The 25,726-nt window shown below is 54.8% G+C and carries 31 protein-coding genes; 20 read left to right on the forward strand and 11 right to left on the reverse strand.

Translation table 11 applies throughout. The features are described 5' to 3' along the window. Window positions 1-164: 164 nt before the first annotated feature. The 5 genes from hpxW to A1WC_RS12575 all read left to right on the forward strand — a co-directional run bounded on the left by hpxW (window position 165) and on the right by A1WC_RS12575 (window position 4,232). Window positions 165-1,751, forward strand: coding sequence for an oxamate amidohydrolase (gene hpxW / locus A1WC_RS12595; RefSeq protein WP_012541682.1), 1,587 nt, complete (start codon window positions 165-167; stop codon window positions 1,749-1,751). Window positions 1,752-1,761: 10 nt separating this feature from the next. Further along, a complete protein-coding gene (gene hpxX / locus A1WC_RS12590) occupies window positions 1,762-1,947 on the forward strand; it encodes an oxalurate catabolism protein HpxX (protein WP_016161071.1) in 186 nt (61 codons plus the stop codon). After that, a complete protein-coding gene (locus A1WC_RS12585; RefSeq protein ID WP_016161072.1) occupies window positions 1,944-3,341 on the forward strand; it encodes an AtzE family amidohydrolase in 1,398 nt (465 codons plus the stop codon). Before hpxX ends, A1WC_RS12585 begins: the two co-directional genes overlap by 4 nt. Next, on the forward strand, window positions 3,338-3,724 hold the full coding sequence (gene hpxZ, locus A1WC_RS12580) for an oxalurate catabolism protein HpxZ (protein ID WP_002905421.1): 387 nt from the start codon (window positions 3,338-3,340) through the stop codon (window positions 3,722-3,724). Before A1WC_RS12585 ends, hpxZ begins: the two co-directional genes overlap by 4 nt. Window positions 3,725-3,809: 85 nt before the next feature. Then, complete coding sequence (locus tag A1WC_RS12575; protein WP_012541679.1) at window positions 3,810-4,232, forward strand: GNAT family N-acetyltransferase; 423 nt, start codon at window positions 3,810-3,812, stop codon at window positions 4,230-4,232. A gap of 37 nt (window positions 4,233-4,269) precedes the next feature. Here the strand turns inward: A1WC_RS12575 and asd are convergent, their stop codons facing one another. Further along, complete coding sequence (gene asd, locus A1WC_RS12570; protein WP_016161073.1) at window positions 4,270-5,388, reverse strand: aspartate-semialdehyde dehydrogenase; 1,119 nt, start codon at window positions 5,386-5,388, stop codon at window positions 4,270-4,272. A gap of 196 nt (window positions 5,389-5,584) precedes the next feature. Here asd and A1WC_RS27935 point away from each other — a divergent pair, with 196 nt between their 5' ends. The 5 genes from A1WC_RS27935 to fabF are packed head-to-tail and all read left to right on the forward strand — an operon-like array spanning window position 5,585 to window position 10,150. Then, the gene (locus tag A1WC_RS27935; RefSeq protein ID WP_162494481.1) at window positions 5,585-5,716 is read left to right on the forward strand and encodes a hypothetical protein; all 132 of its coding nucleotides are present in this window, start codon (window positions 5,585-5,587) and stop codon (window positions 5,714-5,716) included. Continuing rightward, complete coding sequence (locus A1WC_RS12565) at window positions 5,713-6,270, forward strand: winged helix-turn-helix transcriptional regulator (RefSeq protein WP_016161074.1); 558 nt, start codon at window positions 5,713-5,715, stop codon at window positions 6,268-6,270. Before A1WC_RS27935 ends, A1WC_RS12565 begins: the two co-directional genes overlap by 4 nt. Further along, window positions 6,254-7,297 (forward strand): HlyD family secretion protein, encoded by a 1,044-nt coding sequence (locus A1WC_RS12560; protein WP_012968175.1) that lies wholly within the window; start codon window positions 6,254-6,256, stop codon window positions 7,295-7,297. Before A1WC_RS12565 ends, A1WC_RS12560 begins: the two co-directional genes overlap by 17 nt. Next, window positions 7,294-8,856 (forward strand): DHA2 family efflux MFS transporter permease subunit, encoded by a 1,563-nt coding sequence (locus tag A1WC_RS12555; RefSeq protein WP_016161075.1) that lies wholly within the window; start codon window positions 7,294-7,296, stop codon window positions 8,854-8,856. The genes A1WC_RS12560 and A1WC_RS12555 overlap by 4 nt, the downstream gene beginning before the upstream one ends. 19 nt (window positions 8,857-8,875) lie before the next feature. Beyond that, the gene (fabF, locus tag A1WC_RS12550; RefSeq protein WP_016161076.1) at window positions 8,876-10,150 is read left to right on the forward strand and encodes a beta-ketoacyl-ACP synthase II; all 1,275 of its coding nucleotides are present in this window, start codon (window positions 8,876-8,878) and stop codon (window positions 10,148-10,150) included. Between the two features lie 64 nt (window positions 10,151-10,214). Here fabF and A1WC_RS12545 read toward each other — a convergent pair whose 3' ends face one another. Then, a complete protein-coding gene (locus A1WC_RS12545) occupies window positions 10,215-10,523 on the reverse strand; it encodes a YciI family protein (protein ID WP_016161077.1) in 309 nt (102 codons plus the stop codon). A 122-nt stretch (window positions 10,524-10,645) separates the two neighbouring features. Then, window positions 10,646-11,374 (reverse strand): alpha/beta fold hydrolase, encoded by a 729-nt coding sequence (locus A1WC_RS12540; protein ID WP_016161078.1) that lies wholly within the window; start codon window positions 11,372-11,374, stop codon window positions 10,646-10,648. Between the two features lie 172 nt (window positions 11,375-11,546). Between A1WC_RS12540 and A1WC_RS12535 the strand changes: the two genes are divergently transcribed. Beyond that, window positions 11,547-12,545, forward strand: coding sequence for a GlxA family transcriptional regulator (locus A1WC_RS12535; protein ID WP_016161079.1), 999 nt, complete (start codon window positions 11,547-11,549; stop codon window positions 12,543-12,545). Window positions 12,546-12,662: 117 nt separating this feature from the next. Further along, on the forward strand, window positions 12,663-12,977 hold the full coding sequence (locus A1WC_RS12530) for a PTS sugar transporter subunit IIB (RefSeq protein ID WP_016161080.1): 315 nt from the start codon (window positions 12,663-12,665) through the stop codon (window positions 12,975-12,977). 48 nt (window positions 12,978-13,025) lie between these two features. Here A1WC_RS12530 and gstA read toward each other — a convergent pair whose 3' ends face one another. Beyond that, window positions 13,026-13,640, reverse strand: a complete 615-nt coding sequence (gene gstA, locus A1WC_RS12525) for a glutathione transferase GstA (RefSeq protein ID WP_008804819.1) — start codon at window positions 13,638-13,640, stop codon at window positions 13,026-13,028. 129 nt (window positions 13,641-13,769) lie between these two features. Between gstA and A1WC_RS12520 the strand changes: the two genes are divergently transcribed. Beyond that, the gene (locus A1WC_RS12520; RefSeq protein WP_016161081.1) at window positions 13,770-14,645 is read left to right on the forward strand and encodes a LysR family transcriptional regulator; all 876 of its coding nucleotides are present in this window, start codon (window positions 13,770-13,772) and stop codon (window positions 14,643-14,645) included. 159 nt (window positions 14,646-14,804) lie between these two features. Here A1WC_RS12520 and leuE read toward each other — a convergent pair whose 3' ends face one another. The 4 genes from leuE to A1WC_RS12500 all read right to left on the reverse strand — a co-directional run bounded on the left by leuE (window position 14,805) and on the right by A1WC_RS12500 (window position 17,847). Beyond that, window positions 14,805-15,449: a leucine efflux protein LeuE gene (gene leuE, locus A1WC_RS12515; protein WP_016161082.1), complete on the reverse strand. Its 645-nt coding sequence runs from the start codon at window positions 15,447-15,449 to the stop codon at window positions 14,805-14,807. Window positions 15,450-15,831: 382 nt separating this feature from the next. After that, on the reverse strand, window positions 15,832-16,656 hold the full coding sequence (locus A1WC_RS12510; RefSeq protein ID WP_016161083.1) for a DUF6896 domain-containing protein: 825 nt from the start codon (window positions 16,654-16,656) through the stop codon (window positions 15,832-15,834). 255 nt (window positions 16,657-16,911) lie between these two features. Next, window positions 16,912-17,403, reverse strand: a complete 492-nt coding sequence (locus tag A1WC_RS12505; RefSeq protein ID WP_016161084.1) for a DMT family transporter — start codon at window positions 17,401-17,403, stop codon at window positions 16,912-16,914. Between the two features lie 9 nt (window positions 17,404-17,412). Continuing rightward, entirely contained in the window at window positions 17,413-17,847 is a 435-nt protein-coding gene (locus A1WC_RS12500; protein WP_004151877.1) for a DMT family transporter, read from the reverse strand. A gap of 99 nt (window positions 17,848-17,946) precedes the next feature. On the opposite strand from A1WC_RS12500, the gene A1WC_RS12495 reads away from it, so the two are divergent. The 3 genes from A1WC_RS12495 to A1WC_RS26285 all read left to right on the forward strand — a co-directional run bounded on the left by A1WC_RS12495 (window position 17,947) and on the right by A1WC_RS26285 (window position 20,592). Further along, on the forward strand, window positions 17,947-18,882 hold the full coding sequence (locus tag A1WC_RS12495) for a LysR family transcriptional regulator (RefSeq protein WP_008804812.1): 936 nt from the start codon (window positions 17,947-17,949) through the stop codon (window positions 18,880-18,882). 252 nt (window positions 18,883-19,134) lie between these two features. Next, window positions 19,135-19,491, forward strand: a complete 357-nt coding sequence (locus A1WC_RS12490) for an ASCH domain-containing protein (RefSeq protein ID WP_162494447.1) — start codon at window positions 19,135-19,137, stop codon at window positions 19,489-19,491. Between the two features lie 201 nt (window positions 19,492-19,692). Beyond that, a complete protein-coding gene (locus A1WC_RS26285; protein ID WP_016161086.1) occupies window positions 19,693-20,592 on the forward strand; it encodes a hypothetical protein in 900 nt (299 codons plus the stop codon). Between the two features lie 461 nt (window positions 20,593-21,053). On the opposite strand, the gene A1WC_RS12485 is transcribed toward A1WC_RS26285, so the two are convergent. Next, window positions 21,054-21,827 carry an AraC family transcriptional regulator gene (locus A1WC_RS12485; RefSeq protein WP_003026049.1) on the reverse strand — a complete coding sequence of 258 codons (774 nt, stop codon included), beginning with the start codon at window positions 21,825-21,827 and terminating at the stop codon, window positions 21,054-21,056. A 119-nt stretch (window positions 21,828-21,946) separates the two neighbouring features. Between A1WC_RS12485 and A1WC_RS12480 the strand changes: the two genes are divergently transcribed. The 3 genes from A1WC_RS12480 to A1WC_RS26290 all read left to right on the forward strand — a co-directional run bounded on the left by A1WC_RS12480 (window position 21,947) and on the right by A1WC_RS26290 (window position 23,345). Then, on the forward strand, window positions 21,947-22,672 hold the full coding sequence (locus A1WC_RS12480; protein ID WP_016161087.1) for a GMP synthase: 726 nt from the start codon (window positions 21,947-21,949) through the stop codon (window positions 22,670-22,672). Window positions 22,673-22,848: 176 nt separating this feature from the next. Beyond that, entirely contained in the window at window positions 22,849-23,109 is a 261-nt protein-coding gene (locus tag A1WC_RS12475) for a hypothetical protein (RefSeq protein ID WP_012968162.1), read from the forward strand. Next, window positions 23,109-23,345, forward strand: a complete 237-nt coding sequence (locus A1WC_RS26290) for a hypothetical protein (RefSeq protein ID WP_071599419.1) — start codon at window positions 23,109-23,111, stop codon at window positions 23,343-23,345. Before A1WC_RS12475 ends, A1WC_RS26290 begins: the two co-directional genes overlap by 1 nt. A gap of 215 nt (window positions 23,346-23,560) precedes the next feature. Here A1WC_RS26290 and A1WC_RS12470 read toward each other — a convergent pair whose 3' ends face one another. Both A1WC_RS12470 and A1WC_RS12465 read right to left on the reverse strand, forming a co-directional pair. Then, entirely contained in the window at window positions 23,561-23,785 is a 225-nt protein-coding gene (locus A1WC_RS12470; protein ID WP_016161088.1) for a hypothetical protein, read from the reverse strand. A gap of 203 nt (window positions 23,786-23,988) precedes the next feature. After that, window positions 23,989-24,756, reverse strand: coding sequence for an AraC family transcriptional regulator (locus A1WC_RS12465; RefSeq protein ID WP_016161089.1), 768 nt, complete (start codon window positions 24,754-24,756; stop codon window positions 23,989-23,991). 109 nt (window positions 24,757-24,865) lie between these two features. On the opposite strand from A1WC_RS12465, the gene A1WC_RS12460 reads away from it, so the two are divergent. Next, on the forward strand, window positions 24,866-25,657 hold the full coding sequence (locus tag A1WC_RS12460; RefSeq protein ID WP_016161090.1) for a sulfite exporter TauE/SafE family protein: 792 nt from the start codon (window positions 24,866-24,868) through the stop codon (window positions 25,655-25,657). Window positions 25,658-25,726 lie beyond the last annotated feature (69 nt).

A 25,726-nucleotide genomic window follows, 5' to 3' on the forward strand; every position in this document is an offset into this window, starting at 1 on the left:
TTCGTTTCATCATCCATCCCTCATCATACTGTATCTGCTATGCCTTACACATAGCGTGCCAGTGGGAAAATTCTGGTCATTGTTTTTATCAATGAAACGAAACGTTCAGAGATGGAACAGCTTTTGCAGTGTTCTGCGGGTGATTCGTTCAGAAAGGATAATTTATGCACAGTAGCAACGTTTCGACCCACGGCATGGCGGTGGCCCCCCATCACCTCGCCAGTCAGAGCGCGCTGGCGATCCTGCGCGAGGGCGGCAGCGCCATTGAAGCGATGGTGGCTGCCGCGGCGGCCATCGCCGTCGTCTATCCCCATATGAATGGCCTCGGCGGCGATGGCTTCTGGCTGATCGTACCGCCTGAGGGAGACCCCATCGCCATTGACGCCAGCGGGGCGGCCGGATCGCTGGCGACCCTCGAGGCCTACGCCGGACAGCAGCATATTCCCCACCGGGGACCGCAGGCCGCGCTGACCGTCGCCGGCACCGTCAGCGGCTGGGACGAGGCGCTGCGTATTTCACGGGACTTAACCGGCCGCGCGCTGCCGGTGGCCCGCCTGCTGGCCGATGCGATCGGCTATGCCGAAGACGGTATTCCGGTCACCGCCTCGCAAGCCCACGCCACCGCCAGCAAACTGGAAGAGTTGCGCCATCAGCCGGGCTTCAGCGAAACCTGGCTGGTATCGGGCGAGGCCCCGCGGCCCGGCAGCCGCTTTCGCCAGCCCGCCCTCGCCGGTACCCTGCGCATGCTGGCCAGCGACGGTCTCGACAGTTTCTATCGCGGGCCGCTGGCCGAGCGTCTCGCGCAGGGTATGGCCGCGCTGGGGATGCCGATCACCCTCGGCGACCTGCAGGCCCACCGCGCCCGGCGTCCGGCGCCGCTGACGCTCCAGCACCAGCAGGGCACGCTGTGGAATCTTGCGCCGCCGACGCAGGGACTGGTGTCGCTGGCGATCCTTGGCATCACCGACCGCCTGAACATGGCCGATGCCGACGACGCGCAAACAGTGCACCGTATTGTCGAAGCCACCAAGCGGGCATTTGCCCTGCGCGATGCGCATATCACCGATCCACGCCATCTGGATGTGGATGTACAGCAGTTGCTCACCCCGGAAGCCCTGCAGCCGCTGGCCGACAGCATCGACGACGCCAGCGCTTCCCCCTGGGGCCGCGGCAAAGGCCCGGGCGATACCGTCTGGATGGGCGTCGTGGATAACAGCGGACTGGCAGTGTCATTTATTCAGAGTATCTATCACGAGTTCGGCAGCGGCGTGGTGCTCCCGGACACCGGGATCGTCTGGCAAAACCGCGGGGCGGCCTTCAGCCTCGATCCGCAGCATCTCCTGGCGCTGGCCCCTGGCAAACAGCCATTCCATACCCTCAACCCTGCCGCCGCCCGCCTGAACGATGGCCGGGTGATGGTCTATGGCTCGATGGGCGGCGACGGTCAGCCGCAAACTCAGGCGGCGCTGTTTACTCGCTATATCCTGCAGGGGGTGCCGTTGCAGGAGAGCATCTCCCGTCCGCGCTGGCTGCTGGGCCGCACCTGGGGCCAGTCCTCCGATTCACTGAAGCTGGAGGGACGCTTTGCCCCCGCCTGTATCGCGCGACTGCGCGAGCTGGGGCACGAAGTGGAAGTGCTGGCTGATTTCAGCGAAGCGATGGGCCACGCCGGCGCCATTGTCCGCCATCCCAACGGCCTGCTTGAAGGGGCGACCGATCCACGCAGCAACGGCGCCGCCGCCGGATACTAAGGAGCAGACTATGACCACACAGCCTGACTGGAGCGAGTATCTGACGCAGATGACTCACCTGTTGCACCTGGAGCTGGATGCACACCGTCGTGAAGAGCTGGAGCGCCAGTTTGCCCGCATCGCCGCCATGGCGCAGCCGCTGATGGACTATCCCCTCGGGCCGCGCGAGGAGATTGCGGGGGTGTATAAAGCATGACTCTTCATCACTTCACCATCGCCGAGATCCAGCGTGCGCTGCACGAGGGCGAACTGAGCGCCCGGGAGATCGCCCGCCAGACGCTGGACGATATCGCCCGCGTGAATCCGCAGATCAACGCCTGGACCGAGGTCACCGCCCAGCGCATGCTGGCGGAGGCCGACAGCATTGACGCCCTGCGCCGGGAAAAGCGCCCCCTGCCGCCGCTGGCAGGGATTCCTTACGCAGTGAAAAATCTGTTTGATGTCGCCGGGCATACCACCCTCGCCGGGGCGAAACTGCTGAGCGACCGGGCGCCGGCGACCAGCGACAGCTGGGCGGTGCGCCAGCTGCACAGCGCCGGCGCCCTGCTCAGCGGGATGCTCAATATGGACGCCTACGCCTACGGCTTTACCACTGAAAACAGCCACTATGGCGCGACGCGCAATCCGCACGATCTGTCGCGGATCGCCGGCGGATCGTCCGGCGGTTCGGCCGCGGCGGTGGCGGCCGGGCTGGTCCATTTCAGCCTCGGCAGCGACACCAACGGCTCGATCCGCGTCCCCGCGTCGCTGTGCGGGATCTTTGGCCTGAAACCCACTTTCGGTCGCCTTTCGCGCTCTGGCAGCCATCCGTTTGTCGCCAGTCTGGATCATATTGGTCCTTTTGCCCGCCGGGTGGCCGACCTCGCCGCGGTGTATGACGCCCTGCAGGGGCGCGACCCGGCCGATGACTTTCAGGCTGATAAAGCCAGCGAGCGCACCGGTAATCTGCTGGAGCGCGGACTGGAGGGGCTGCGCTGCGCGCGGCTGGGCGGCTATTTCACCACCTGGTGCGATGACGACGCCCGGGCGGCCGTGGATCGGGTCGCCCACGCGCTGGGCGCCGACAGCGAGCTGCAGTTCGCGGATGCCGCGCTGGCCCGCTCGGCGGCCTTTATCATCAGCGCCAGCGAAGGCGGCAATCAGTACCTGACGGATCTTCGCCACTCGCCAGAGCGTTTTGAACCTCACTCCCGCGAGCGGCTGCTTGCCGGAGCGATGATCCCCTCCGCATGGTATCTGCAGGCTCAGCGTTTTCGCCGTCATGCTCGCCAGGCAATGAAATCCCTGTTCAGCCAGGCCGACGTGCTGATCGCCCCCGCCACCCCATGCAGCGCCACGCCGATAGGCGCGGAGGAGATGGTAATTAACGGCCAGCCGCTGCCGGTGCGCGCCAGCATGGGAATGCTAACGCAGCCGATCTCCTTCCTCGGTCTGCCTGTAGTGACCGTGCCCCTGCGTACCGCCAGCGGTAAGCCGATTGGCCTGCAGCTGATTGCCGCGCCGTTTAACGAACAAGCCTGTCTTCGCGCCGCGCGGGCGCTGGAAGCGATGGGCATTACCGATGCCCGAGTGGCGGAGAGTGCAGCATGATCAATCTGGACAATGTAGACCGCCCGGCGATCCTCGCCGAGGTGACGGCGGCGTTTTATCAGTATGAAGAGGCGCTGGTCAGCAATAACATCGAGGCGCTGGATGCGCTGTTCTGGCACGACCCGCGCACCGTACGGCTGGGAGCCGGCGAAAATCTGTATGGCATCGAGGCGATCCGCGCCTTTCGCGCCGCCCGCCCCGCCGCCGGTCTGGCCCGCGATCTGCGCCATACCACCATTACCACCTTTGGCGCGGATATGGCGGTGTGCAGCACCGAGTTCACCCGCGAAGGCAGCGCCCGCCTGGGCCGCCAGCAGCAGACCTGGGTACGCTTCCCCTACGGCTGGCGCATTGTCGCCGCCCAGGTCAGTCTGATGGACTGAGTGGCGTATACGGGAGCGGACCGGAGAATAAGGTATCCACCGGCCCGCTTCCGGTCCGGTAACACGCTATTTGGAGTCGAAGATCATGGTGTTCATCAGAGCGGCTGAATCAAAAGATATCCCCTCGCTGAAAACGCTATTTCTGCAGCTGGGCTATCAGACGGAGACGGCGATCATAGAACAACGCATCACTGCCCCGCAGAGTATGATGAGTGCGCTGGTGGCGGAAACAGAAAACGCCGTGTGTGGCGTAATCGTTATCAATTTTATTTTACCGGTACATGAGAACCGTTTATGGGCATTAATTTCCGCGCTGGTCATCGAGGAATCGTCACGTGGATCAGGGATAGGCCAGCAACTTCTCCATGCCGCAGAGCGCCTCGCCCGCGATAAACAATGCGCTCAGATCGAACTTTCAAGCAGTGAAAAAAGAATCAGAGCGCATCAATTTTATGAAAATAACGGCTACAAGGAGGTCCGCAAACGCTTCGTTAAACATTTGTCTTAACCGCCTGCGCGCGAGGGCTTTCCCCGGATGACCGTAACTATATTTTGCCCAGCAGGATATTTAACATGCGGCGCAGGGGTTCCGCCGCACCCCACAGTAGCTGATCGCCAACCGTTAACACCGAGTAGACGGGTTCATTATTTAACGACATTTTCTTGTAGCGGCCAATTCCTACCTGCAGCGAACCACTAGTAGCAGCCGGGGTCAATTGACTGACACTCTCTTGCTTATTATTGCGGACATAGTTTACCCATGGATGGGAATGGGTGACTAACTCAGCGAATTCCGCTTCGCTGACCTCACGTTTAAGTTTAAGGGTAATGGCAGCGCTGTGGCAGCGGATCACGCCGACCCGAATGCATAAGCCATTGACCGGAATGGTGCCGGGCGCAAGGCCAAGAATTTTATTGGTTTCCGCCTCGCCCTTCCATTCTTCGCGGCTGTTTCCATCGCCTAAATCGCTGTCGATCCAGGGAATGATGCTGCCCATCAACGGGACGCCAAAATTCTCCACCGGCATACCCGCGCTATTAATCAACTCACTCACTTTATTGACTAAAGGCAGCACGGAACCTGATGCCGTCAGTTCATCTGCAGATAAATGCTGACTGATATAAGCGCTTTGCGCGATTAATTCCCGCACCTGTTTGGCGCCCGCTCCGGAGGCAGACTGATAGGTCATCACGCTCATCCATTCGATCAGGTCAGCCTTGATCAGCCCGGCCAGCCCCATCAGGCTCAGCGTAATGGAGCAGTTGCCGCCAACAAACAGTTTCACTCCTGCTTTCACGGCACGATCGATATTATCGCGGTTGACCGGGTCGAGAATAATGCAGGCTTTTTCATCCATCCGCAGCGCCGAAGCGGCGTCAATCCAGTAACCTTGCCAGCCATGGTTAATTAACGCTGGATAGATGGCTTTGGTATAATCCCCGCCCTGACAGGTGATGATGATATCCATTTCGGCGAGGGCGCTAAGGGAATTCGCATCTTTAAGGATGTCGCTTTTACCATTAATAACCGGGCCCACACCGCCCGCACTGGAGGTACTAAAAAAATGCGCTGAAATATCGTCGAAATCATTTTCTTCGATCATTCTTTGCAGTAATACAGAGCCTACCATTCCCCGCCAGCCAACAATACCCACCTGCTTCATTTATTTAACCTTTATAAGTTATGAGAATGTTAATTTGCATTTCGCCATACTTTATATCGCATCCCCCCATAAAGGTCATTACCCACCACATCGATTTCTATCATTATTAAAATGTTTCATCCGCCATCAGTGATATTTATCTCTTATTACGATAAAGCAGGAATAAAGCGGCGGCGGCGACTGTCCAGTTTTCGGCATTCAGAGGAAGAAACGGCGTAGTGAAACGGGAGCGGCTTCCTCTCTGGGTACCATGAAGAGTAACTTGCATTTTGATAGTTACTATGTCAATTTGCTGGCAAAAGCCACCTGGTTACTGGACAGTCCATGAAAAATGAACCGCTTTGCCACGCTCCCTGCCCCATTGCCCGCAGCCTTGGCCGCATCGGTGACAGCTGGAGCATCATGATCCTGCGCGACGCCTTCGCGGGCTTTACCCGCTTTGACGAGTTCCAGAAAAGCAGCAACGTCGCGCCCAATATTCTGTCGCGCCGCCTGAAGGCGCTGGTCGACGACGGGCTGCTGGAGAAGGTGTGCTACAGCAGCACCCCGCCGCGCTACGAATACCACCTTACGCAACGCGGCCGCGATTTTCGCATGGTGCTGCTGGCGCTGGCGGAATGGGGTAACCGCCACTTCGCCCCCGAAGGCCGTCAGATGCAGCTGGTGGAAACCGCCACCCAGCGACGGGTTGAGCCAGTCATGGTGGATAAAGCGACCGGGGAAGAGATTATTCCGGGTAAATACGCCATGGTGCCGGGCCCCGCCGCCTCGCCGATGATGAAATACCGTCATGAATATCTGCTGCGCAAACGCGAAGGCGATAGCGGGCAAAAATTCCAGCCTGAACCCTACAGAGAGGCCAGCAATGAATCCGGCCAGTAAGAAAAGCGTCCTCGTCCTGGCGGCACTCGGCGTCGCCGCCCTGGCGGCAGCGAGCTACGGCGCTTACTGGTGGCATACCGGGCGCTTTATGCAGACCACCGATGATGCCTATGTTGGTGGCGACATTAGCGCCATCTCCAGCAAAGTCTCCGGCTATATCCAGCAGCTGGCGGTGCAGGACAATATGGCGGTGAAAAAAGGCGACCTGTTGATCCGCATTGACGACCGCGATTATCGCGCCGCCCTCGCAAAAGCCGCCGGAGAAGTGGCGGCGCAGCAGGCCGCGCTGGCCGATATCCTGGCCACCCGCCAGCTACAGCAGGCGACCATTGCCGGCTCTGCGGCCTCGTTACTGGCCGCCACGGCGGCAACCGAAAAACTGGCTAACGACAACCGACGCTATAACGCCCTGGCCGCGTCGAGCGCGATTTCCGCACAGATCCGCGATAACGCCTCCGCCGATTATCGCCGGGCGCACGCCGAGCAGGAGAAGGCCAAAGCGGATAAAACCGTGGCCGAACGTCAGCTGGCGGTGCTGGATGCTCGCCAGCAGCAAACCCTGGCTGCCCTGGCGCAGGCCCAGGCTAACCTCGAGATGGCCAGGCTGAACCTCAGCTATACCGACATTCGCGCGCCGTTCGATGGGGTGATTGGCAACCGCCGCGCGTGGTCCGGCTCGTTCGTCAGCAGCGGCACGCAACTGCTCTCCCTGGTGCCCGCGCACGGCCTGTGGATTGACGCCAACTTCAAGGAAAACCAGCTGGCGCATATGCGTGCCGGCCAGCCGGTGACCATCGTCGCCGATGTGCTGCCGAACCATACCTTTAAGGGCCATGTCGCCAGCCTGGCGCCGGCGACCGGCTCACGCTTCAGCATTCTGCCGGCGGAGAACGCGACCGGGAATTTCACTAAAATCGTGCAGCGGGTGCCGGTCCGCATTGCGCTGGAAGGTGACGGGGCAAAGCTTGACGTCCTGCGCCCGGGACTGTCGGTGATCGTCACCGTGAACGAAAAGAGCCCTCGATGAGCACCGTTCAGGCGCTGTCCGCCCCGCAGGGTCTGTCGATGCCGACGGCGAAGAAGATCTTCGCCTTCGCCAGCATGTGCGTGGGGATGTTTATTGCCCTTATCGACATCCAGATCGTCTCCGCCTCGCTGCGGGATATTGGCGGCGGCCTGTCGGCGGGCGACGATGAAACCGTCTGGGTACAAACCAGCTACCTGATCGCCGAGATCATTATTATCCCGCTTTCCGGCTGGCTGGCCCGGGTCATGTCGACCCGCTGGCTGTTTGCCGCTTCCGCGGCGGGCTTCACGCTGATGAGCCTGCTGTGCGGCTGGGCGTGGAACATCCAGAGTATGATCGCCTTCCGCGCCCTGCAGGGACTGGCGGGCGGGTCGATGATCCCCCTGGTGTTCACCACCGCTTTCGCCTTTTTCCAGGGCAAACAGCGGGTTATTGCCGCGGCGACGATCGGCGGCCTGGCCTCCCTCGCCCCTACGCTGGGTCCAACGGTGGGCGGCTGGATCACCGAAAACTACAACTGGCACTGGCTGTTCTTTATCAACGTGGTTCCGGGGATTTACATCGCGGTGGCAGTGCCGCTGCTGGTGAAAGTAGACAGCGCCGACCCCTCGCTGCTGCGCGGCGCCGACTATCTCAGTATTCTGCTGCTGGCCTTGTCCCTCGGCTGCCTGGAATATACCCTCGAAGAAGGTCCGCGCTGGGGCTGGTTTGATGACGCGACCCTGACGACCACCGCCTGGGTCGCCCTGCTCTGCGGCGTGGCCTTTGTTATCCGCACCCTGCGCCATCCGCAGCCGGTGATGGATCTCCGCGCCCTGCAGGATCGAACCTTCAGCCTCGGCTGCTATTTCTCGTTTATGGCCGGCGTCGGCATCTTCGCCACCATCTATTTAACCCCGCTGTATCTGGGGAGCGTGCGCGGTTTCAGTGCGCTGGAGATCGGCCTGGCGGTATTTTCCACCGGTCTGTTCCAGGTCATGTCTATTCCGTTTTATTCGTGGCTCGCCAACCGCGTCGACCTGCGCTGGCTGCTGATGGCCGGGCTGATCGGCTTTGCGGTGTCGATGTACAGCTTTGTTCCGATCACCCACGACTGGGGGGCGGATCAGCTGCTGCTCCCGCAGGCCTTTCGCGGACTGGCGCAGCAGTTTGCCGTCGCGCCAACGGTGACCCTGACGCTGGGCAGCCTGCCGCCCGCGCGCCTCAAGCTGGCCTCCGGGCTGTTTAATCTGATGCGCAACCTCGGGGGCGCCATCGGCATCGCCCTGTGCGGCACGGTGCTTAACGACAGAACCAATTTGCACTACAGCCGCCTGGCGGACCATCTGAATAACGCCAACCTGGCGATGAGCGATTTTGTTCAGCGCAGCGCGGCAAACTTCACCGTCCAGGGGATCTCGCCGGATGCCGCGCAGACGGCGGCGCTGAAAAATCTTTCCGCGCTGGCGCTGCGGGAGGCGCGAACCCAGGCATTTTCCGATGCTTTCTACCTCATCATGATGGGTTTTTTGCTTGCCGCGCTGCTGGTTCCCTTGATGAAAAAGCCGCCGGCACACTAATACTACAGGAGAGTTAACTATGGGCGTTTCCGTTAAACGCATTGTCGTCACCGGGATGGGGATTGTCAGCCCGCTGGGTTGCGGCGTACAGCACGTCTGGCAGTCGCTGCTGGCAGGAAAGTCAGGGATCACCCGGCTCAGCGAGCAGCTGGTCGCGGATATTCCCTGCAAAGTGGCCGGCCAGGTGCCGTCCATTGACAGCGATCCGCTGCACGGCTTCGACCCGCTGGCGACCATCCCGGCGAAAGAGCGCAAAAAGATGGATCGCTTTATTGAGTTTGCGCTGGTCGCCGCCCGCGAAGCGCTGGCCCAGGCCGGTTGGTCGCCAGTATCCGAGGCCGAACAGGAACGCACCGCCACGGTGATCGCCACCGGGATCGGCGGGTTCAGCGAGATCGCCAATGCGGTACATACCACCGATGAACGCGGGCCGCGTCGCCTCTCGCCGTTCACTATCCCCTCTTTTCTGGCCAACCTGGCCGCCGGGCATGTGTCTATCGCCCACGGTTTCCGGGGGCCCATCGGCGCGCCGGTCACCGCCTGCGCGGCTGGCGCTCAGGCCATTGGCGATGCAGCGCGGATGATCCGCAGCGGCGAGGCGGATATCGTCCTCTGCGGCGGCGCGGAAGCGGCAATTCATCGCGTTAGCCTTGCCGGGTTTGCCGCGGCAAGGGCGCTGTCCAGCGCCTCCAGCGACCAGCCGGAAGCCGCTTCCCGCCCCTTTGACCGTGACCGCGATGGTTTTGTGATGGGAGAAGGCGCGGGGCTTATCGTGATCGAATCTCTGGAGCACGCGCTGGCGCGCGGCGCCACGCCGCTGGCCGAGCTGGTGGGCTACGGCACCAGCGCAGATGCTTATCACCTGACCGCTGGCCCGGAAGACGGGAACGGCGCACGTCGGGCCATGGAGACCGCTATTCGCCAGGCCGGGGTGACCGTCGACGAGATTGACCATATCAACGCCCACGCCACCTCAACGCAGGTAGGTGATAAAGGTGAGCTGGCGGCGATTAAAACGCTGTTTGGCGCCCATCCGGTCGCCATTACCTCGACGAAATCCGCCACCGGCCATCTGTTAGGCGCGGCCGGCGGGATCGAGGCCATCTTCACCATTCAGGCCCTGCGCGATCAGGTGGTGCCGCCGACGCTGAACCTGCATCACCCTGATGAAGAGGCGGCAGGTCTCAATCTGGTGGCGCTGCAGGCCCGCCCGCAGAAAATGCGTTATGCGCTGTCGAACGGTTTTGGCTTTGGCGGCGTTAACGCCAGCCTGCTGCTGAAACGCTGGGAATAATCGTCAACTCCCCCCGCCGGCACTGGCCGGCGGGGTTAATCAGAACACGGACGCGCCACATGGATTAAATAAATTTAGCCTTATCTGCCCATGCAACAGGCACGCCCTGAGCGCATAACAGGGGTTCAAAACTGAGCAGCACCGCCTCAGCAATGTTGTGCTCGATAAAAGGATCTTCCTGCAGAAAAGCGTGAATCAAGGGCTTATCGTTTCCGCGCATAAGAATGAACCCACCGGCATGATTATCAACAGGGCCGGCAAACAGAATTTTTCCTTCTTTAATTCCGCGCATAAGCCATTGCTTGTGTGCCTCAAGATGGGCTGAGATTTCCTCTTCCGAACGCAGGTATGTCAATGTTATCGCGTGCATCATGGCCTACACCTCATTAGCAAATCGTCGTTGATGTTCTGAGAAACTGATCTCAATGTCTGACTTATTTCTTTTAACTGCACATGTCTGAATAACGGGTTTCATAACTCCAGCAAACGCTGAATTTATTCTATGCTGAGCGCCGCCTGATTAATCAGTTCAGCGACCTGAGCGGGATGGGAAATCATGGACAGGTGATCGGAATGAATCCGCGAAATGTGGGCGCCTATCTCGTGGGCAAAACGCGCCTGGACCGACGTATTCAGCGCATGGTCATTTTCGGTGATCAGGTACCATGATGGCCTGCTATGCCAGGCGGCGGTCTCTATCTTTTCGCTGAAGGCGCCCGCGGCGATGGGCTGCTGCTGCGCCGCCAGAAGGCGTGCCTGTGATGCAGAAAGGTCATTCGCCATGATCTGATGAAAAGCATTCGCATCATCCAGCCAGATCAAGCCGTTTTTATCCGCCTCCATCCCCTCCATCGGCGCATTAAGCCGTGTCAGAGCCTCGGCGACAGATTCTCCTGAGTCCGGCGCCAGGGCAGAAAGGTAGACCAGTCCTTTCACGTTTGGTGCATTACCTGCCTGGGTAATAACCGCGCCAGCCCATGAATGCCCCACCAGAAGAACGCCGCCCTTCTGACGCTCGAGGACGCGTTCCGTCGCCGTCACGTCATCCTGCAATGAGGTCAAGGGATTCTGCACGGCGGTGACGTGATAACCGTCAGCCTGAAGCAACGGGATAACGGCAGACCAGCTGGAACCATCCGCAAACGCCCCGTGGACCAGAACAATGTTTTTAATATCCGTCGCCTCTGCCCGGAGAGGCGATGCGAATGAAATCATCAAAGACATAACGAATGCTCCCAGGCGAATGTTTTTCTTAAGAAAAGGGTTCATCGACTCTCACTCTACCGTTGACGTTAAAAGAACGTCGCTCACTTTAACGCGGCAGGATGAAACCTATAAAGTGTCTTAAATGACAGTTATGATGCTAAATCAGACATAATTTTTACCAGGACTCACCATGCGAATTGCGTTACTGGCTATACCGGGCAGCATGAGATCGGCACTTGCCGGCATAGCCGACATGTTCTGGCTCGCCAATCAGATCATCGTCCAAAATCCGCAAGTCAACGCGGATATTGCACGGACGTCACCGTTTTTTGAGGTCATGGTGGTCACCTCCGATGGTCTGCCAGTCATGGACGTTCAGGGGAGAAAAATCGTTAGCGATGGTTCGTTCAATGATGCCCAACCTGTTGATCTGGTTATTGCCAGCGGTATGCAGCTTGACGAGCAGAAGCTTCCCCTCGCGCAAGAGGCCGTTACCGCTGCCGCAGAATGGGTGAAAGAAAAATATCTTCAGGGCAGTTGCATTGCAGGGGCCTGCGCCGGCGGATTTATCCTGGGTGAAGCCGGGTTACTCAACGGACGCGCCTGTTCCACGACCTGGTGGCTGTATCATACCTTGCGATCGCGATACCCACTGGCGAAGCCCGTCTGGGGGAAAGTCATGGCTGAACAGGACAACATCATTACCACAGGAGGCCCGTTTTCGTGGATTGACCTGGTTATCTATATTGTTCGCAAATATGCGGGCAATGAGATTGCCAAGAGGACGGCTGATATGGCCGTTGCGGATAGCCAGCCATTATCACAGCAGCTTTATGCGCCTGCGGGATTTCTCAATTCAAGGCATCCTCTTCTGATGAAGGCTGAACAGCTGGTGCGTTATCAAAACCCGGGCATAACGGTGGATCAGCTGGCTGAGGCCTTGAACCTGACACCCCGCACCCTCAATCGTAAAATGACCGCGCTGATCCAGGAGAGTCCGAAAAACTTTATCACGCGGGTTCGTATTGAAACGGCGGCGCTTATGCTGGAAATCCCTGACAAAACGATTTCTCAGGTCGCCAACGCCTGCGGATATAGTGATGAGACCGCATTCAGGCGGGCTTTCAGTCGTATCATGGGCATGTCCCCAGGGAATTACAAAGAGCGGATCAAAAATCAGGCCCCATAGTCTTTCACATGCCTGGAAAGCATCATCATGATGAATTCTTCACGCAATTATGAGGTGGCGCTCATTTTATACGCATGGCGAGTCATATCCTGAAATTCATTCTCAGGAGGTAAAACCATGAAAAAGCTTCTGATATGTTGTTTGTTTGGCAACACCGCCAATTCTCTCGCCAAAAAGATAGAGTTACTGGCGGAAAAAAAGGGCCATCCTCTCATTGTCAGCGCAGTGGGCCTGGAAAATTTTGCCAGCGTGGCGCCCGCTTTCGACGGATTTCTCGTTGCGCCGCATATTCAGTATAAGGTCGCGGAGATAAGAGGGATTGTTGGCGACGCTCTTTCTATTGCGGTGATTGAAAGTCTGCCCTATGCCTCACTCGACGCGGAAAAAGTTTTCGCGTTTGTGATGGCGCAGATGCCTGAACTGGCAATCTGACGCCAAAGGCCGCCTCTCTTGTGCGGCCTTCTCTACGCATGTCGCCTTCTACCTGCCCTGTTGAGACGCTTCAGCCCGTAATGCCGCCTGTACAGCAGGACGGGCATTTATTATTTCCATATACGACGATAGCGCTGGCCAGCGATCCAGTGGGATCGCGAAGAATTTGCACCATCCCAGCACCGTGAAGAGGTAGGCATCCGCCACGCTAAAGGACGGGCCAGTCAGATAGGTTTTTTCGCTGAGCGTCGTCTGCAGAAAATCGAAGCGTCGGAATAGCTTGTCTCGAAAAATCGTTTTGACATCTTCCGCCAGCGCGGAGTTAAACAGCGGCGCCGAACCCGCGTGTATTTCACTGGTGATAAAGTTAAGCCATTCCTGCAGGCGCACCCTTTCCCAACTGCCCGCGCGTGGCGCCAGGCCGTATTCAGGTTTACGATCGGCGAGGTACTGCACCATCGCCGGCCCTTCGGTGAGGATCTGCCCATCATCCAGCTCAAGCGCAGCAACATACCCTTTCGGGTTAATGGTGAGGAAGTCGCGACCATCAGCGGTGATCTTGCTTCTGTTGTTGACTCTCACCAGTTCAAATTCAAGGTTCAGCTCGCGCAGCACGATGTGCGGTGATAATGAACAGGTATCTGGCGCGTAATAAAGTTTCATCTCGTCTCCGTTAATGTGTAAAGCCGTCGGACAACGTCCTGCACGATCCTCAGCACACTGTATTTAACGCCGATCGCACTGTAAAATTAATGATATAGAAAAGAACTATTAGCTGAGCTACTGATAATCATGATGAATCTTTTACATTGGTGCCTGCTGGTAGCCGTGGCGGATGCCGGCAATATCTCACGTGCTGCCGAGGAGATAGGCATGACCCAGTCCGGCGCCAGCCAGGCCATTGCCCAGCTGGAGGCTTCTCTGGGCTTTCCGGTATTTACCCGTGAGCGACGATACATCGGGATTACCGCCCTGGGTGAGCAGGTGGTGGAACATGCCAGAAACATGCTTTCGCAGCTGAACGTTATCCGCGAACTGGCTGATCGGGGCCGGAACGTCACCCGCGGGCGCATTCGGCTGGCCAGTTTTCCCTCCGTGACGTCTACCTTGTTGCCCGGCCTGCTGCGCGACGTTAAGCGCCTGCATCCGGGTATTGACGTTGTTGTGCTGGAAGGCTCTGACGAAGAAGTCGAAGCGTGGCTTGCCGCAGACACCGTTGAACTTGGGGTGGTCATGAATCCCGTTCCCGGACTTGCAGAGGTGGTACTAGGACAGGATGCATGGGTCGCGGTCCTGCCCGCCAGCCATCGGTTGGCACAGCATGCGAAAGCTGATGGCATAACGCTAAAGGCGCTGGCGGACCAGCCCTTTGTTCTGGCGACGGGCGGCTGTGTCGTGAATGGCAAAAGCCTGATGGAAAAGGCCGGGTTGCAACTCTCTGATATCCGCGTGACGGTTCGCGACTGGATAAGCGCCTGTAAACTGGTCGGTGAAGAGATGGGCGTCGCGCTGGTACCGGAATCCGCCCTGCCGGAGACCTTGCGCAACCTGTGCGTGGTGCCAGTGACGCCGGCTATTCATCGTGAATTTGGGCTGGTTTGTTCGCCATCCGGAACGTCTTCTGATGCCACACAGGCGCTGCTTAATGCGCTACGTAAACGAAGATGAGCGCTCAAGCGTGAATCATCTTATCGGCATGTTAAACGGCTATTTCTGACAAAGCGTGGCCCCTCTGAAGCGCCGTGAGGTCCGCTTTGAGCGAAGAGCGGCCGTCCCATCCAGCGTAAGAACGTAAAAAAACCGCCGTGAGGCGGTTTAGCTTTCTCGTTAGGAGGTTGCGCTTGCGAGTCGCGCTGCAAATCCAATGAAGAACATACCTACCAGCGCGTTTCCAATGGTTGATAATCTACGGTTGCCTTTCAAACGGCTTAGCAGATAAGAGCCGCAGAAAACGAGGAAACCGAAATAAACGAGAGTAATCGCGAACATTACTGCTGCAAGGATGATAAACGCCATCCAGGAATGTTCAGCCTGAACATTGATGAACTGGGCGAAGAAAGAGATATAGAACAGCAGCGTCTTTGGATTCAGTAGAGTAACAAGCATTCCACGCCCGATGATCCCCTTAGCATCAGCTGAAGATTTCTTTTCCTGACTCGTTTCGACAGTTGGCTTAAAGATAGCGCGTATCGTCTGGACACCGAGATAGAAAAGATAGGCAGCACCTGCGTATTTAATGGCGTTAAACAAGGCTGGAATTGAGCTTATGACTGCGGCAAGCCCACACCATGCCAGCAGAACCAGAAGTACGTCACTCATGAGAATGGAAAATATTGCAGCAAAGCCTCGTTTGATCCCGCTCGTAATGCTTGTTTTAATCACGAACATGGTCTCAGGGCCAGGAGCAAGAACTATCAGTGTCGCACCAAGCAGATACGTCCCGAAATTCACGATACCAAAATCAGCAAACATTTTTACTCCAGTTCTCTCGTTTTCATCGAGGCTATTATAACGTAACCAGCGTTAATGAAAACACATCATGGCTGCTTTCTATCTATTCAGCCAATGTCCGCTCCTGGCACGAAGCGGACGCTATGAAAAATCATCAAGCTCGATTAAGAAGAGAAGAAGACATTGTTTTTAGGTAAGATGAATGGCTCAACTCATTAGCATGTATCTTTAATATCTCAAAGCAACTTTCTTAGGGCGTGTTACCTTTTTCTTTATCATATTGCTCTCTCCTTTACGCCCATTAATAACATAATGCACTTCGCAAAAAATTCTATACTGCGAAAAGAAATGTGAAAGTGCTTTATGTAATTCACCTGCCCATGGAAGACGCTCAACTTCCTTATCAAAAAAAATGATGTATAAAGTCAGTACTTTCTCTAAGATGAAAAACATTATTTCTAAATATCCTGAGTGAGTTCGAATGTTCTTTCATCAATTTTCCGATGCCATCTGAAATTGGTAATAATTTTTTAAATTCTCTAGGGCGTTCATTATCGAGTAAGAGTCGCATATTTAAGCTTTTAAATCCTTCGCAGACCACACCTAAAAAACCTAACCATGTAGAAAGATAAATTCTCATATCAAATTTTTCTCTCTCACTCAAATGGCCATTTTTTGTCATTTTTGTGTTGAGCTTATTGTAATTTTTAAACATAAGATCAGCCGTTTCGAAATAATGAATTTGTAATGTTAATACGCGGTCGTGATTGCGACATGGGAGCCTGTCCTCAGGGAAGCGGCAATCTGTATCTATAGCGTAAGTATGTGGGACATTAGCAAAATAATAAAGATCATGATCTGGAAAAATCAGTTCTCCATCATCTAGGGCCTTTTTTAAATGATCAGAGACATCATCAAAATTTCTGAATCCGTAATCTATTAGATTTTCCCCTGCAAAGTTGGTCAACCACCAAGAATTAAACCCTCCTACCTCACCTCGCCCCCCAAAATCAAAATCTACGCTCCCGGAGTTTAGATCTACCCTGCATCCAGCCCCATGTTTATAATATTTGACACCACCATCTAGCTCACCAACATTGGGTATATCAGATTCAATCCACTCATAGCAACTTGATGGCATTTTAATTCCAGACCGATGCATTAGCTTTAAAGCCACCTGGACATTATCTTGAAAGTCAACAATCAAACGATAAAGATTATTATTCATACCACAAGCTCACTTCAAATTATTGAGAAATGGGTGCAATACTTCACTCTGAACCAAAAACGCTATTAAGGATAATATCCCTTTTCCCGATAAATTAACACTGGCTATGCTCTTGATATCCGCTTCTGGCACAGAGCAGACAGCTAACTGAGCCAAAGATCAGCCATGAGCGAGGTGCGGAAATTTGAGTGTTGCCCGCCCCGGACATCTGAACTTAGCTTTGGCATTGCAGTGTAACATCTGAACTGGCCGGGCTTATGTGTTAGCGTTTTCCTGCTGCCGGGGAGTTTTCGCCGTTGCGGCTTTTGACTTACTGCTGGAGTAAATGAAGAACAGCGCGATACCCAGGCAGATAATGGCGCCGATTCGGCTCATCGTGAATGGAATCGACGCATTGCCCAGCCAGCCGAAGTTATCGATCAGCATGCTCATGGTTAACTGGCCAAAAATGACAGCGACCGTAGCCACTGCCGCGCCAATACGCTGGACGGCCAGTACCATAATGACGATATACGGTACGCCAAACATTGCGCCCAGCAGCTGCCATTTAGGCACGTCCATCAACGTCAGGGGGTGTTTGGGTTCAAAGAAGAAGATCAGCAGCCCCGTCACCAGGGCGCCGACAGAAAATGTCAGGAACGCGCTTTTAAATACGCCGACCTTGCTGCCCAGCTGGCCATTGATAGCCGCCTGGATACTCAGCATGGCGCCACCGGCGACGGCGAGCAGAATCATGATAATAGTCATAATGTTACTTTACCCCTGTGCAACCATAACCAGCGCTGCAATGATGAAAATCAGCGCAATGATACGCTTACTGTCAATTTTCCGGCGCGACGTACCGAGCAGACCGAAGTGATCAATAATCAGGCTCTTGAACACCTGGCCTGCCAGGATGCCGATCATAGTCATGGCGATGCCAATTGCCGGCGTTACCACGGTCAGGATGATGACGTAAATCGGCCCAAGCACGCCGCCAAGTAGCTGCCACGCTGGTTGCGCAAAGAATGACGGGCTGTTACGCGGGCTGAAAAAAAGCATCAGCAGGAAGGTCAGCGCCGCGCCCACGCCAAATATGCTGAAGGTAGCCCAGAGGTCACCGACCTCCCCACCCAGTGGCCCGAGCAATCCTGCCTCTATGGACAGTCCCATGCCTCCGGCAATGACGATAAAAATCAATATTAGTTGCATAGCAATCTGTCTCCCAAAGTCCAGACGGAGAAGATTACGACTTAACATGGATGAGAAAAATGCCATAATGAGATAAACACCTGTGCAGGATATGCATTAATGAATGGCCTTGGGAACATCAGTATTCGCGCCCTGCTGATTTTTATAGACGTTTATGAAACGCAGAATTTCTCGGTGGTGGCCCGGCGGGAAGGGATATCGGCCTCTCAGGTATCACGCGTCATCCATCAGATGGAGGATGTGCTCGGGCAGCAGCTTTTTTACCGCAATACCCGGGCTATAATTCCGACGGAAAGCGGCCATCTTTTTATCCGCTATGCGCGTGCGATGACGGGCAGCATGGAAGAGGCGCGGCGGGAACTCAATGAGAGAACGCTTGAGCCTTCCGGAATGGTCCGCATAAACGCACCGGTGTTCTTTGGACAGCGCCATGTCGCACCCGCGTTACCCGGCCTGACGGAGCGATACCCGAAGCTTAGTATTGAGCTTACGCTGACGGATGATTACATCGATCCACACCGGGAGCCGGCTGACGTGATTTTCCGGATTGGCGTGCTGACGGATTCCGCCTTTCATGCGCGCGTGTTTGGCCAGCAGTTCTATCATCTTGCCGCGTCACCGGATTACATCCGCCGGCACGGCATGCTGGGATCACCCGAAGAGCTCGCGCGACATCAATGCCTGGTCTATCGCGGTTCGTCAGGACCAAACCAATGGCTGCTGCGCAGGCACGGAGAGGAATGGGTGCACTATCCCGTCTCGCCCCTGATGTCATCGAATAATGCGGAAACCCTGCTGATTGCCGCACTCGGGGGGATGGGGATTGTGCTGTTTCCTGACTGGCTGATTGGAGACCGGCTGAAGAGCGGCGAGCTGGTCGGACTGCTGCCGGAACTGGATACATCCATAAAAACGGAGCCACAGCACATCGCGGCAATCTATCCGAATGCCCGCCACCCTCCGCTGAACGTGCGGGCGATTATCGATTACTACCTGGACGCGTTCGGTTCACCGCTTTACTGGCAGTCTGAATAAGACAGGCGACTTTATGGCTCGTCTCGAAGTTAACTTCCGTTTCTGGCGCAGAGCACACGCGTTAAATGCGCTTAAGGTCTGTTTTGAGCGAAGAACGGACCACACTATCTAAAGAAAGATAACGCTGATAATGTTGGGACCGCTCATGTTAAAAAAGGTATGCCATTTCTTTTCATTGACGATAACGAAGGGATTTTCATGGTTGAGGTTGAGGAAATAAAAAAGAAGTATCCCGGCGCAGACGCCTGGCAAATGGGTGACAGTCCGGAGCTGGCTAACGAGCTTGCGGAACTGATCAAAAAAGGGATAAAAACGGCCTCTTGCGGATCTTTTGCCTCTTACCAGCATGAAAAATCTGCTCCGAGGATAGGGAGTTATCACATTATTCTTGATGGCCAGAATGTTCCAGTTTGCGTGATCAGACTGATTTCGATGCAGCTGGTTCGTTTTTGTGATGTGACTGAAGCGTTCGCCCGCAAAGAAGGTGAAGGCGATTTAAGCCTTGAATACTGGAAGAAAGAGCATCAGAGATTTTTCAGCTCTGAAGGTCATTTTTCTGAGGATATGGAGTTGATCGCAGAAGAATTTGAAGTGGTTGAGGTGCTGTAAGGCAAGGGCAACGGGTTGACGTTTTATCACTGGCCACTGATAACACTGTTCGCTTCTGGCGCGGAGCGGACAAGCTGTCGAGCTAAAGGTCCGCATTGAGCAAGGAGCGGACGTGCCAGCTATAATTGGTAATAAAATGAGAGTAGAACTATTCTGATTTGTTTAAAAAAACATTTTTATATCCAAGGGCAAAATATTTTTATGCTATCTTACATGCTATCTCAATATGCCAGGCTACCTGTGCCTGAAGTTACTCTACGTTCATGGTTAAAACAATGGTTGTCAGAGCAGGAATCGAGGTGTACGGACAGAAGTTTCTCGGCGCGATTTCCCTGGAGAGAAACTGGATTATGTCAGGAATATTTTTTACAACGAAAACTCAAAATTGATGGAAAGCAATTTCTTACTGGCCCCCGTTATCAGGGCGGAAATATTAACAAACCTTTTATTGATATTGTAGGTATGGATTCTGACCTAAATCATACTGCATTAGAACTCATTAGTAAGGAATGGTCACAACTCAGAGCTCAGTATGTCCGCATTCTTGTGCCAGGCCAGTCCTTCCCGCAGGGTATTCCCGACCAGTATATATATGCCACGTCTTTTTCTGAACCCCCTGAATTCAATGATAAATTTCTTACTTTGCAAGTGGCGACATACGAAGATTTTGACTGGTGTTGTCAGGCTCTGGGCGATGCCTATAAGCATACATGGCAGACAGTTCGTGAACTGTCTGCAAGTAATTTGGTAGCAGTTGATGACGAAGAGTTGTGTGACCATATTTCTGAGAGAGAAGTATATATTATCTATGAAAACGATGTTCGCGCCGGGTTGCTAATATGCCAGAAAGGAAACCTCGCTTTTCTGAGAGGATATCGTATTACTGACAAAGTAATACTTCCTGCTTTTCGTGGTCGATCATTGTCGGCCCGAGCGCAACGCCTGCTGTACCGATTATTAACTCATTCCGATTCGGAACTATCTTTGTATATGGGCACAATTATTCCGGAGAATATACCCTCGATGAAAACTGCAGAAAGAGCGGGACGAACTTGCATCCTAAGTTATCAATTTCTACCCATCTGCAGCACCCACGACTAACAGCAATGCTAATTTATCTTCAGCCTACTTCCGCTTTTGGCACACAGGGGACGTCCAGGGCCCGGGAGTACTCCCCTGGACGCATTAATGGACGGTATGTGATTGTTGTGCAGGCTATCATATGGCTTGAGGTACAGCAGAATCAGGCTTCGTAGCAATGAGTCGGCTCACAGCGTCCGGAATCCACCCGGTGCCGTAAATCACCGCAAGGTCTGTCATAAGGTAATTTCATCACGCATCGCGACACCTTTTTTCTTTACGCAGGCCTTCTCTTTCACGGTTTGTCAGAACTGTGGACCGCAGTAATCTCCACTCCGTGCTTTAATCAATGAGAGTGTGTCGGGTGCAAATTAAACTACCTTTCTCAACAGCAAAGGCGGGATACCCCTACCCTCGCAGGGTTTCTGCGTCTGGTAATATGCCCATGACAGTCTCAAAGACCGCTTTGAGGGTTTCCCGGTTTAAGGCACAAAATCGCGTGGCGTTGACCCCAGAATGCAGCGAAAAGCAGCGGTAAATGCCGCCGGGCATGAAAAACCAAGCTGGTAAGCGACCTGTTTGATTGGAACGCCGTTCGCGAGAAGATCCAACGAAGCGCAAATTCTGGCTCTCTGCTTCCATGTTCTAAAACTAAAGCCTGTATCCTTCATAAACAATCGGGAAAAGGTCCGTTCCGACATGGCCGACATAAAAGCCAGCTCGCTCAGCGATGCTTCCCAGCGCTGATTGACCAGGAGCGATCTGGCCGCGCTGAATAATCGCTCATCATTCGGCATGGGAAGCGCCATCGTTAAAGGTGGAGCCTCGCTGAGAATTTCCAGAAGCAACAAAGCTATCTTCCGTTGACTCGGTCTGGCGTAGTCCTCACTGAACAGCCCAGCGATAAGTTCTTTGACTAACGGCGTAGCCGTGATCACATGTACCTGCTGACTCTTCGTAAAGCTCGTACATTCTGCAATAAGGCTACTGCTGAAATAGATCGCCCTGAGATCGGTTTGTGAAAGCAGATGGTAACTATGGATATGCAAAGGCGGTAGCCATAATGCCCTCTGAGGAGGGATCACCCAACGGTCACTCTCTGTTTGCACCAGCATAACCCCTCTGGTGGCGAAGAGTAGCTGCCCCTCAACATGATGATGGGGAGGATCTACCTCGCCGCGTTGATAGCTTATCGCAGTACTGGACCAGCCTGTGGCTTCATCATGTCTTGGCGCTTTATCTATACTACCTGGCATTTCAGATTTAGCCCCTGCCATTATCATATCGAAACTGGAACCACCCGGAGTAGAGCCTTAGGCAATGGGTGCGTGACTTATCATTCTGATCATCAAAGATATTACAGGAGCTTATCCTCATGCGCGTACACTTTATCGTACATGAAAGTTTTGAAGCCCCGGGCGCATATGAAACCTGGGCAATAAACCAGGGTTATGATGTAACTTACTCACGCGTCTATGCAGGCGATCGGCTACCTGATGACGCCGTAGGCATCGATTTTCTTATCGTTATGGGCGGTCCGCAAGATCCGGACACAACGCTTGAAGCGTGCCCGCACTTTAATGCTAAAGCGGAACAGGCGCTGATTGCTTCCGCGGTTAAAACCGGTAAGGCGGTGATCGGTATCTGCCTGGGTTCACAGCTAATCGGTGAAGCGCTGGGCGCGCCGTTCTCTCATAGCCCGGAAAAAGAGATTGGTAAATTCCCGATCACATTGACCGAAGACGGCAGGAAGGATGAGATGTTCTCTCACTTTGGGAAAACACTGGAAGTGGGTCACTGGCATAACGATATGCCAGGTTTGACGCCGGGGGCTAAAATTATTGCTTACAGCGAAGGCTGTCCGCGGCAGATTGTTGCCTATTCAGACCGCGTCTTTGGTTTCCAGTGCCACATGGAGCTCACATTGGACGTTGTAGAACGGCTGATCGCTCATTCTGAGAAAGACCTGAGCCGTGCAGCAGAATATCGTTTCGTTGACACGCCGGAAGCGCTCCGGGCACACGATTACAGTGAAATGAATCAAGTACTTTTTGGCTTTTTGGATAAGCTGGAAGCACGTTACAAAGCAGCGCAAGCATAATGTCATGCTCGGTGAGCTTGCCATCGGGTCCGCTCCTGGCACAGAGCGGACAAGCTACCTGAGTTGAAGGTCTGCTATGAGCGAACAGCGGACATCGTGACTCGAACAGGATTCATGCTAAGATGAAAAGGCATTTAATTGCCAGAAGTTGGCGAAGCCAATGAAAGGGATACGTAATGTTTACCCCAGAGTTTATAAATGAAGAACGCGGCGAATTTCTCCTTGTGGCCAACCACGCTCTGGCATCACCGGAATCGATAAAACTCAGTATTGCATACAATATTGCCAGAATAAGCTGGGGGCTATCGCAGCTTCCACCGCACATTCAAACTTGCCGGGTCGTCTATGACATCAGAGGGCAATCCATCCCAGATCAGGTTCAGGCCCAGATCAGGCAAGCACTTGAGCAGATAGCCATGGTGGAGTTTAAGAGCTGATGGGACTTCAGTTAATTATCAAAGCAGAACGTAACAAGATAGAAAAAGCATTGGGATCGCTGACACCAGAATGTGAAATATTCCCGGTCGCTGAAGGCCTTTTCGGTATTTCCATTTCGGAGCGAAGTCTCTCATCCGCGGGTGAATCTGCAGTTCTAAAAAAACTTGAACCACTCACACGTTTTGACCTGTGGCAGGGAGCCTGGCAAGAACCCAGGCGACGTTGGTTTTGGTGAGTTTCAGCGCTGAGTGAGATGGGGAAGTCGCATTGCGTGCTGGACGCAGATCGCCTGTCTTCATTAGCAAAGCGGCTTAAGGCTCTCAGTACTCAGATATGAATGTCCGCTCCTGGCACAGAGCGGACATTCCCCTTTGCCGACGTGAAAACCGCTATTGTCTGACCTCATTCTGGTCAGCCGGATGTTTTCTCCCGTCGCCCTGCCGGCGGCCTCTATCTCAGTAAAACCTGAATCAGCTGCACGACGATATACACTCCCGCTATCACCTGTATGATCCGAAACCCCCATCTCAGATAGCGCCATTGATGGCGTTCGCTGGCATCAGCGGCTTCAATGGCGGGATCATAACGTTTTCTTTTCCTGGTTCTGAATGTATCGAATCCCCACAGGATGAGAAGAAAGATGATGATGATTTTTTCAACGATAAGATGGTTCACAAAGAGAGACTCCGGTCTTCTCACGGTTACAGGCAGAATAGATAAACCGCCTGGATGTAGCCACCACTAAATGTAGGGGTACCTGAAGACGCAAGCCAGGCATTCCCGGATTGTCTGTCTTATGACTACGTTAGCGCATAGCAACGCCATAAAAGCGACATTCATTTCCGACACATGCTGCCGGAGTCCCCTTCCCCAACGCATCAGGCTGGGTGATAAAACGATGGCGGCTGCCCGGTCACGCGGCGGAACATGGTGGCGAAAGAGGACGCATTATCGTATCCAAGAGATAATGCCACTTCGTTCACCGGTTTTCCTGCTATCAACCATGCCAGGGCGCTCACCACGCAGGCTCGCTGACGCCAGGCGGAAAATGACAGGCCCAACTGCTTCAGGAAATGCCGGCGAAAGGTGCTCTGGCTCATAAACAGCGCCCTGGCCCAGCGTGCCGCAGGATCATGGATAGAGGGGTTAAGCAAAAAAGCCTGACAAAGCGCCAGCAGCGCCGGATGCTGCGGCAACGGAATGTCAAATTCGCGGACCGGCATGGCGGCCAGTTCCAGCAACATCAACTGTATCAGCGTGCGATCGCGTGGGCTGTCGTACAACGGTGGTAAATCCACAGCCTCAAGCAGTAGCTGGCGCAACAGCGGCGAGACGCTGATCACTTCGCAACGACGGTGTTTAATGAAAGCGGCCACATAATCTGGCTCAATATATAAGCTACGCGTGGTCACCCCCACAAATCTGACGGCGTGCACGGTTTCAGGAGGGATCCAGACAGCATGTTGCGGAGGAACCACCCATTCTCCGTCCTGAGTGGTGACATACATCAGTCCGGTCGCGCCATACAGCAGCTGTGCGCGACGATGCTGGTGCGGTGGCAGTATATACCCTTGCGCATAGTCATTGCCTAACGCCACCACTTCGCGATCGAGCCGATCGACCTCGTCAATTTTTACGTTGCGCACACCTGCCCCCCTCTGACCGATTTACAAAGGTAATTGAGCGCTACGCAAATGGGAAGCCGTACGCGACCGGTATAAGCTGCTCGCTCATTTTCAGGTCGGGGATATTTTCTTGAATGATATCGTTATTATTGCGCTGGCTGGCTTTACGACCGGCATTACCACAGTCCTGTTCGGCTTCGGGGGCGGCTTTGTGGTGGTGCCCTTTGTCTATCAACTGATGCTTCGGCAGCCGGAACTTACGGGAAACGCCATGCATGTCGCGGTGGCTACCTCAACGGCGGTGATGATATTTAACGCCGGCTGGGTCAGCTATCGAAACTGGCGGGCGGGCAAGCTTGCCGCGCAGACGCTGTTTCCTTTGTTATGGTTTATTGCCATTGGGGCGGTGGTCGGCTCCTGTCTGGCGGGGATATTGAGCGAGAAGATCGTTCGCGCGCTGTTTATTCTCTATATGCTGGCAACCATCAGCGATTGTTTGTTGCGCAAAGGTTTTTTCAGGGGCAGCGCTCGGCGTCGGCTGTCCCTGCCAGTAGTCACTGGCGGCGGTATGGTTATCGGTATGATTGCCGCATTGCTGGGCGTGGGCGGCAGCGTCATGACGGTGCCCCTGCTACGGCGACACGGGTATGAGATGCAGGAGTGCGTTAGCGCATCCAACCCGCTTTCTTTGCCCGTGGCGCTATGCGGGGCTGTGACCTATGCCGTCATTGGCTGGCACAGCATTCCGCTGAGCGGATTTCTGGGGTTTATCAGCCTGAAAATTTTAGGCCTGCTCGTCCTGACCGGCTGGGCCGGGATAGTGTTTAGCCGCCGGGCAATCCCTGCGGTACCTGATGTATGGTATGCACGCATCTATGTGCTGCTGCTGTGCCTGGTACTCCTCGCCATGCTCATTCAATAATCAAAATACATCCTGGTGAACCGGTTCAACAGACGCGACCGGGCGGGACCCTCTCCCTGTGGAGAGGGC

Origin of the sequence: Klebsiella sp. KTE92 (genome assembly GCF_000398905.1) — a bacterium.
Lineage (GTDB): Bacteria > Pseudomonadota > Gammaproteobacteria > Enterobacterales > Enterobacteriaceae > Klebsiella > Klebsiella variicola.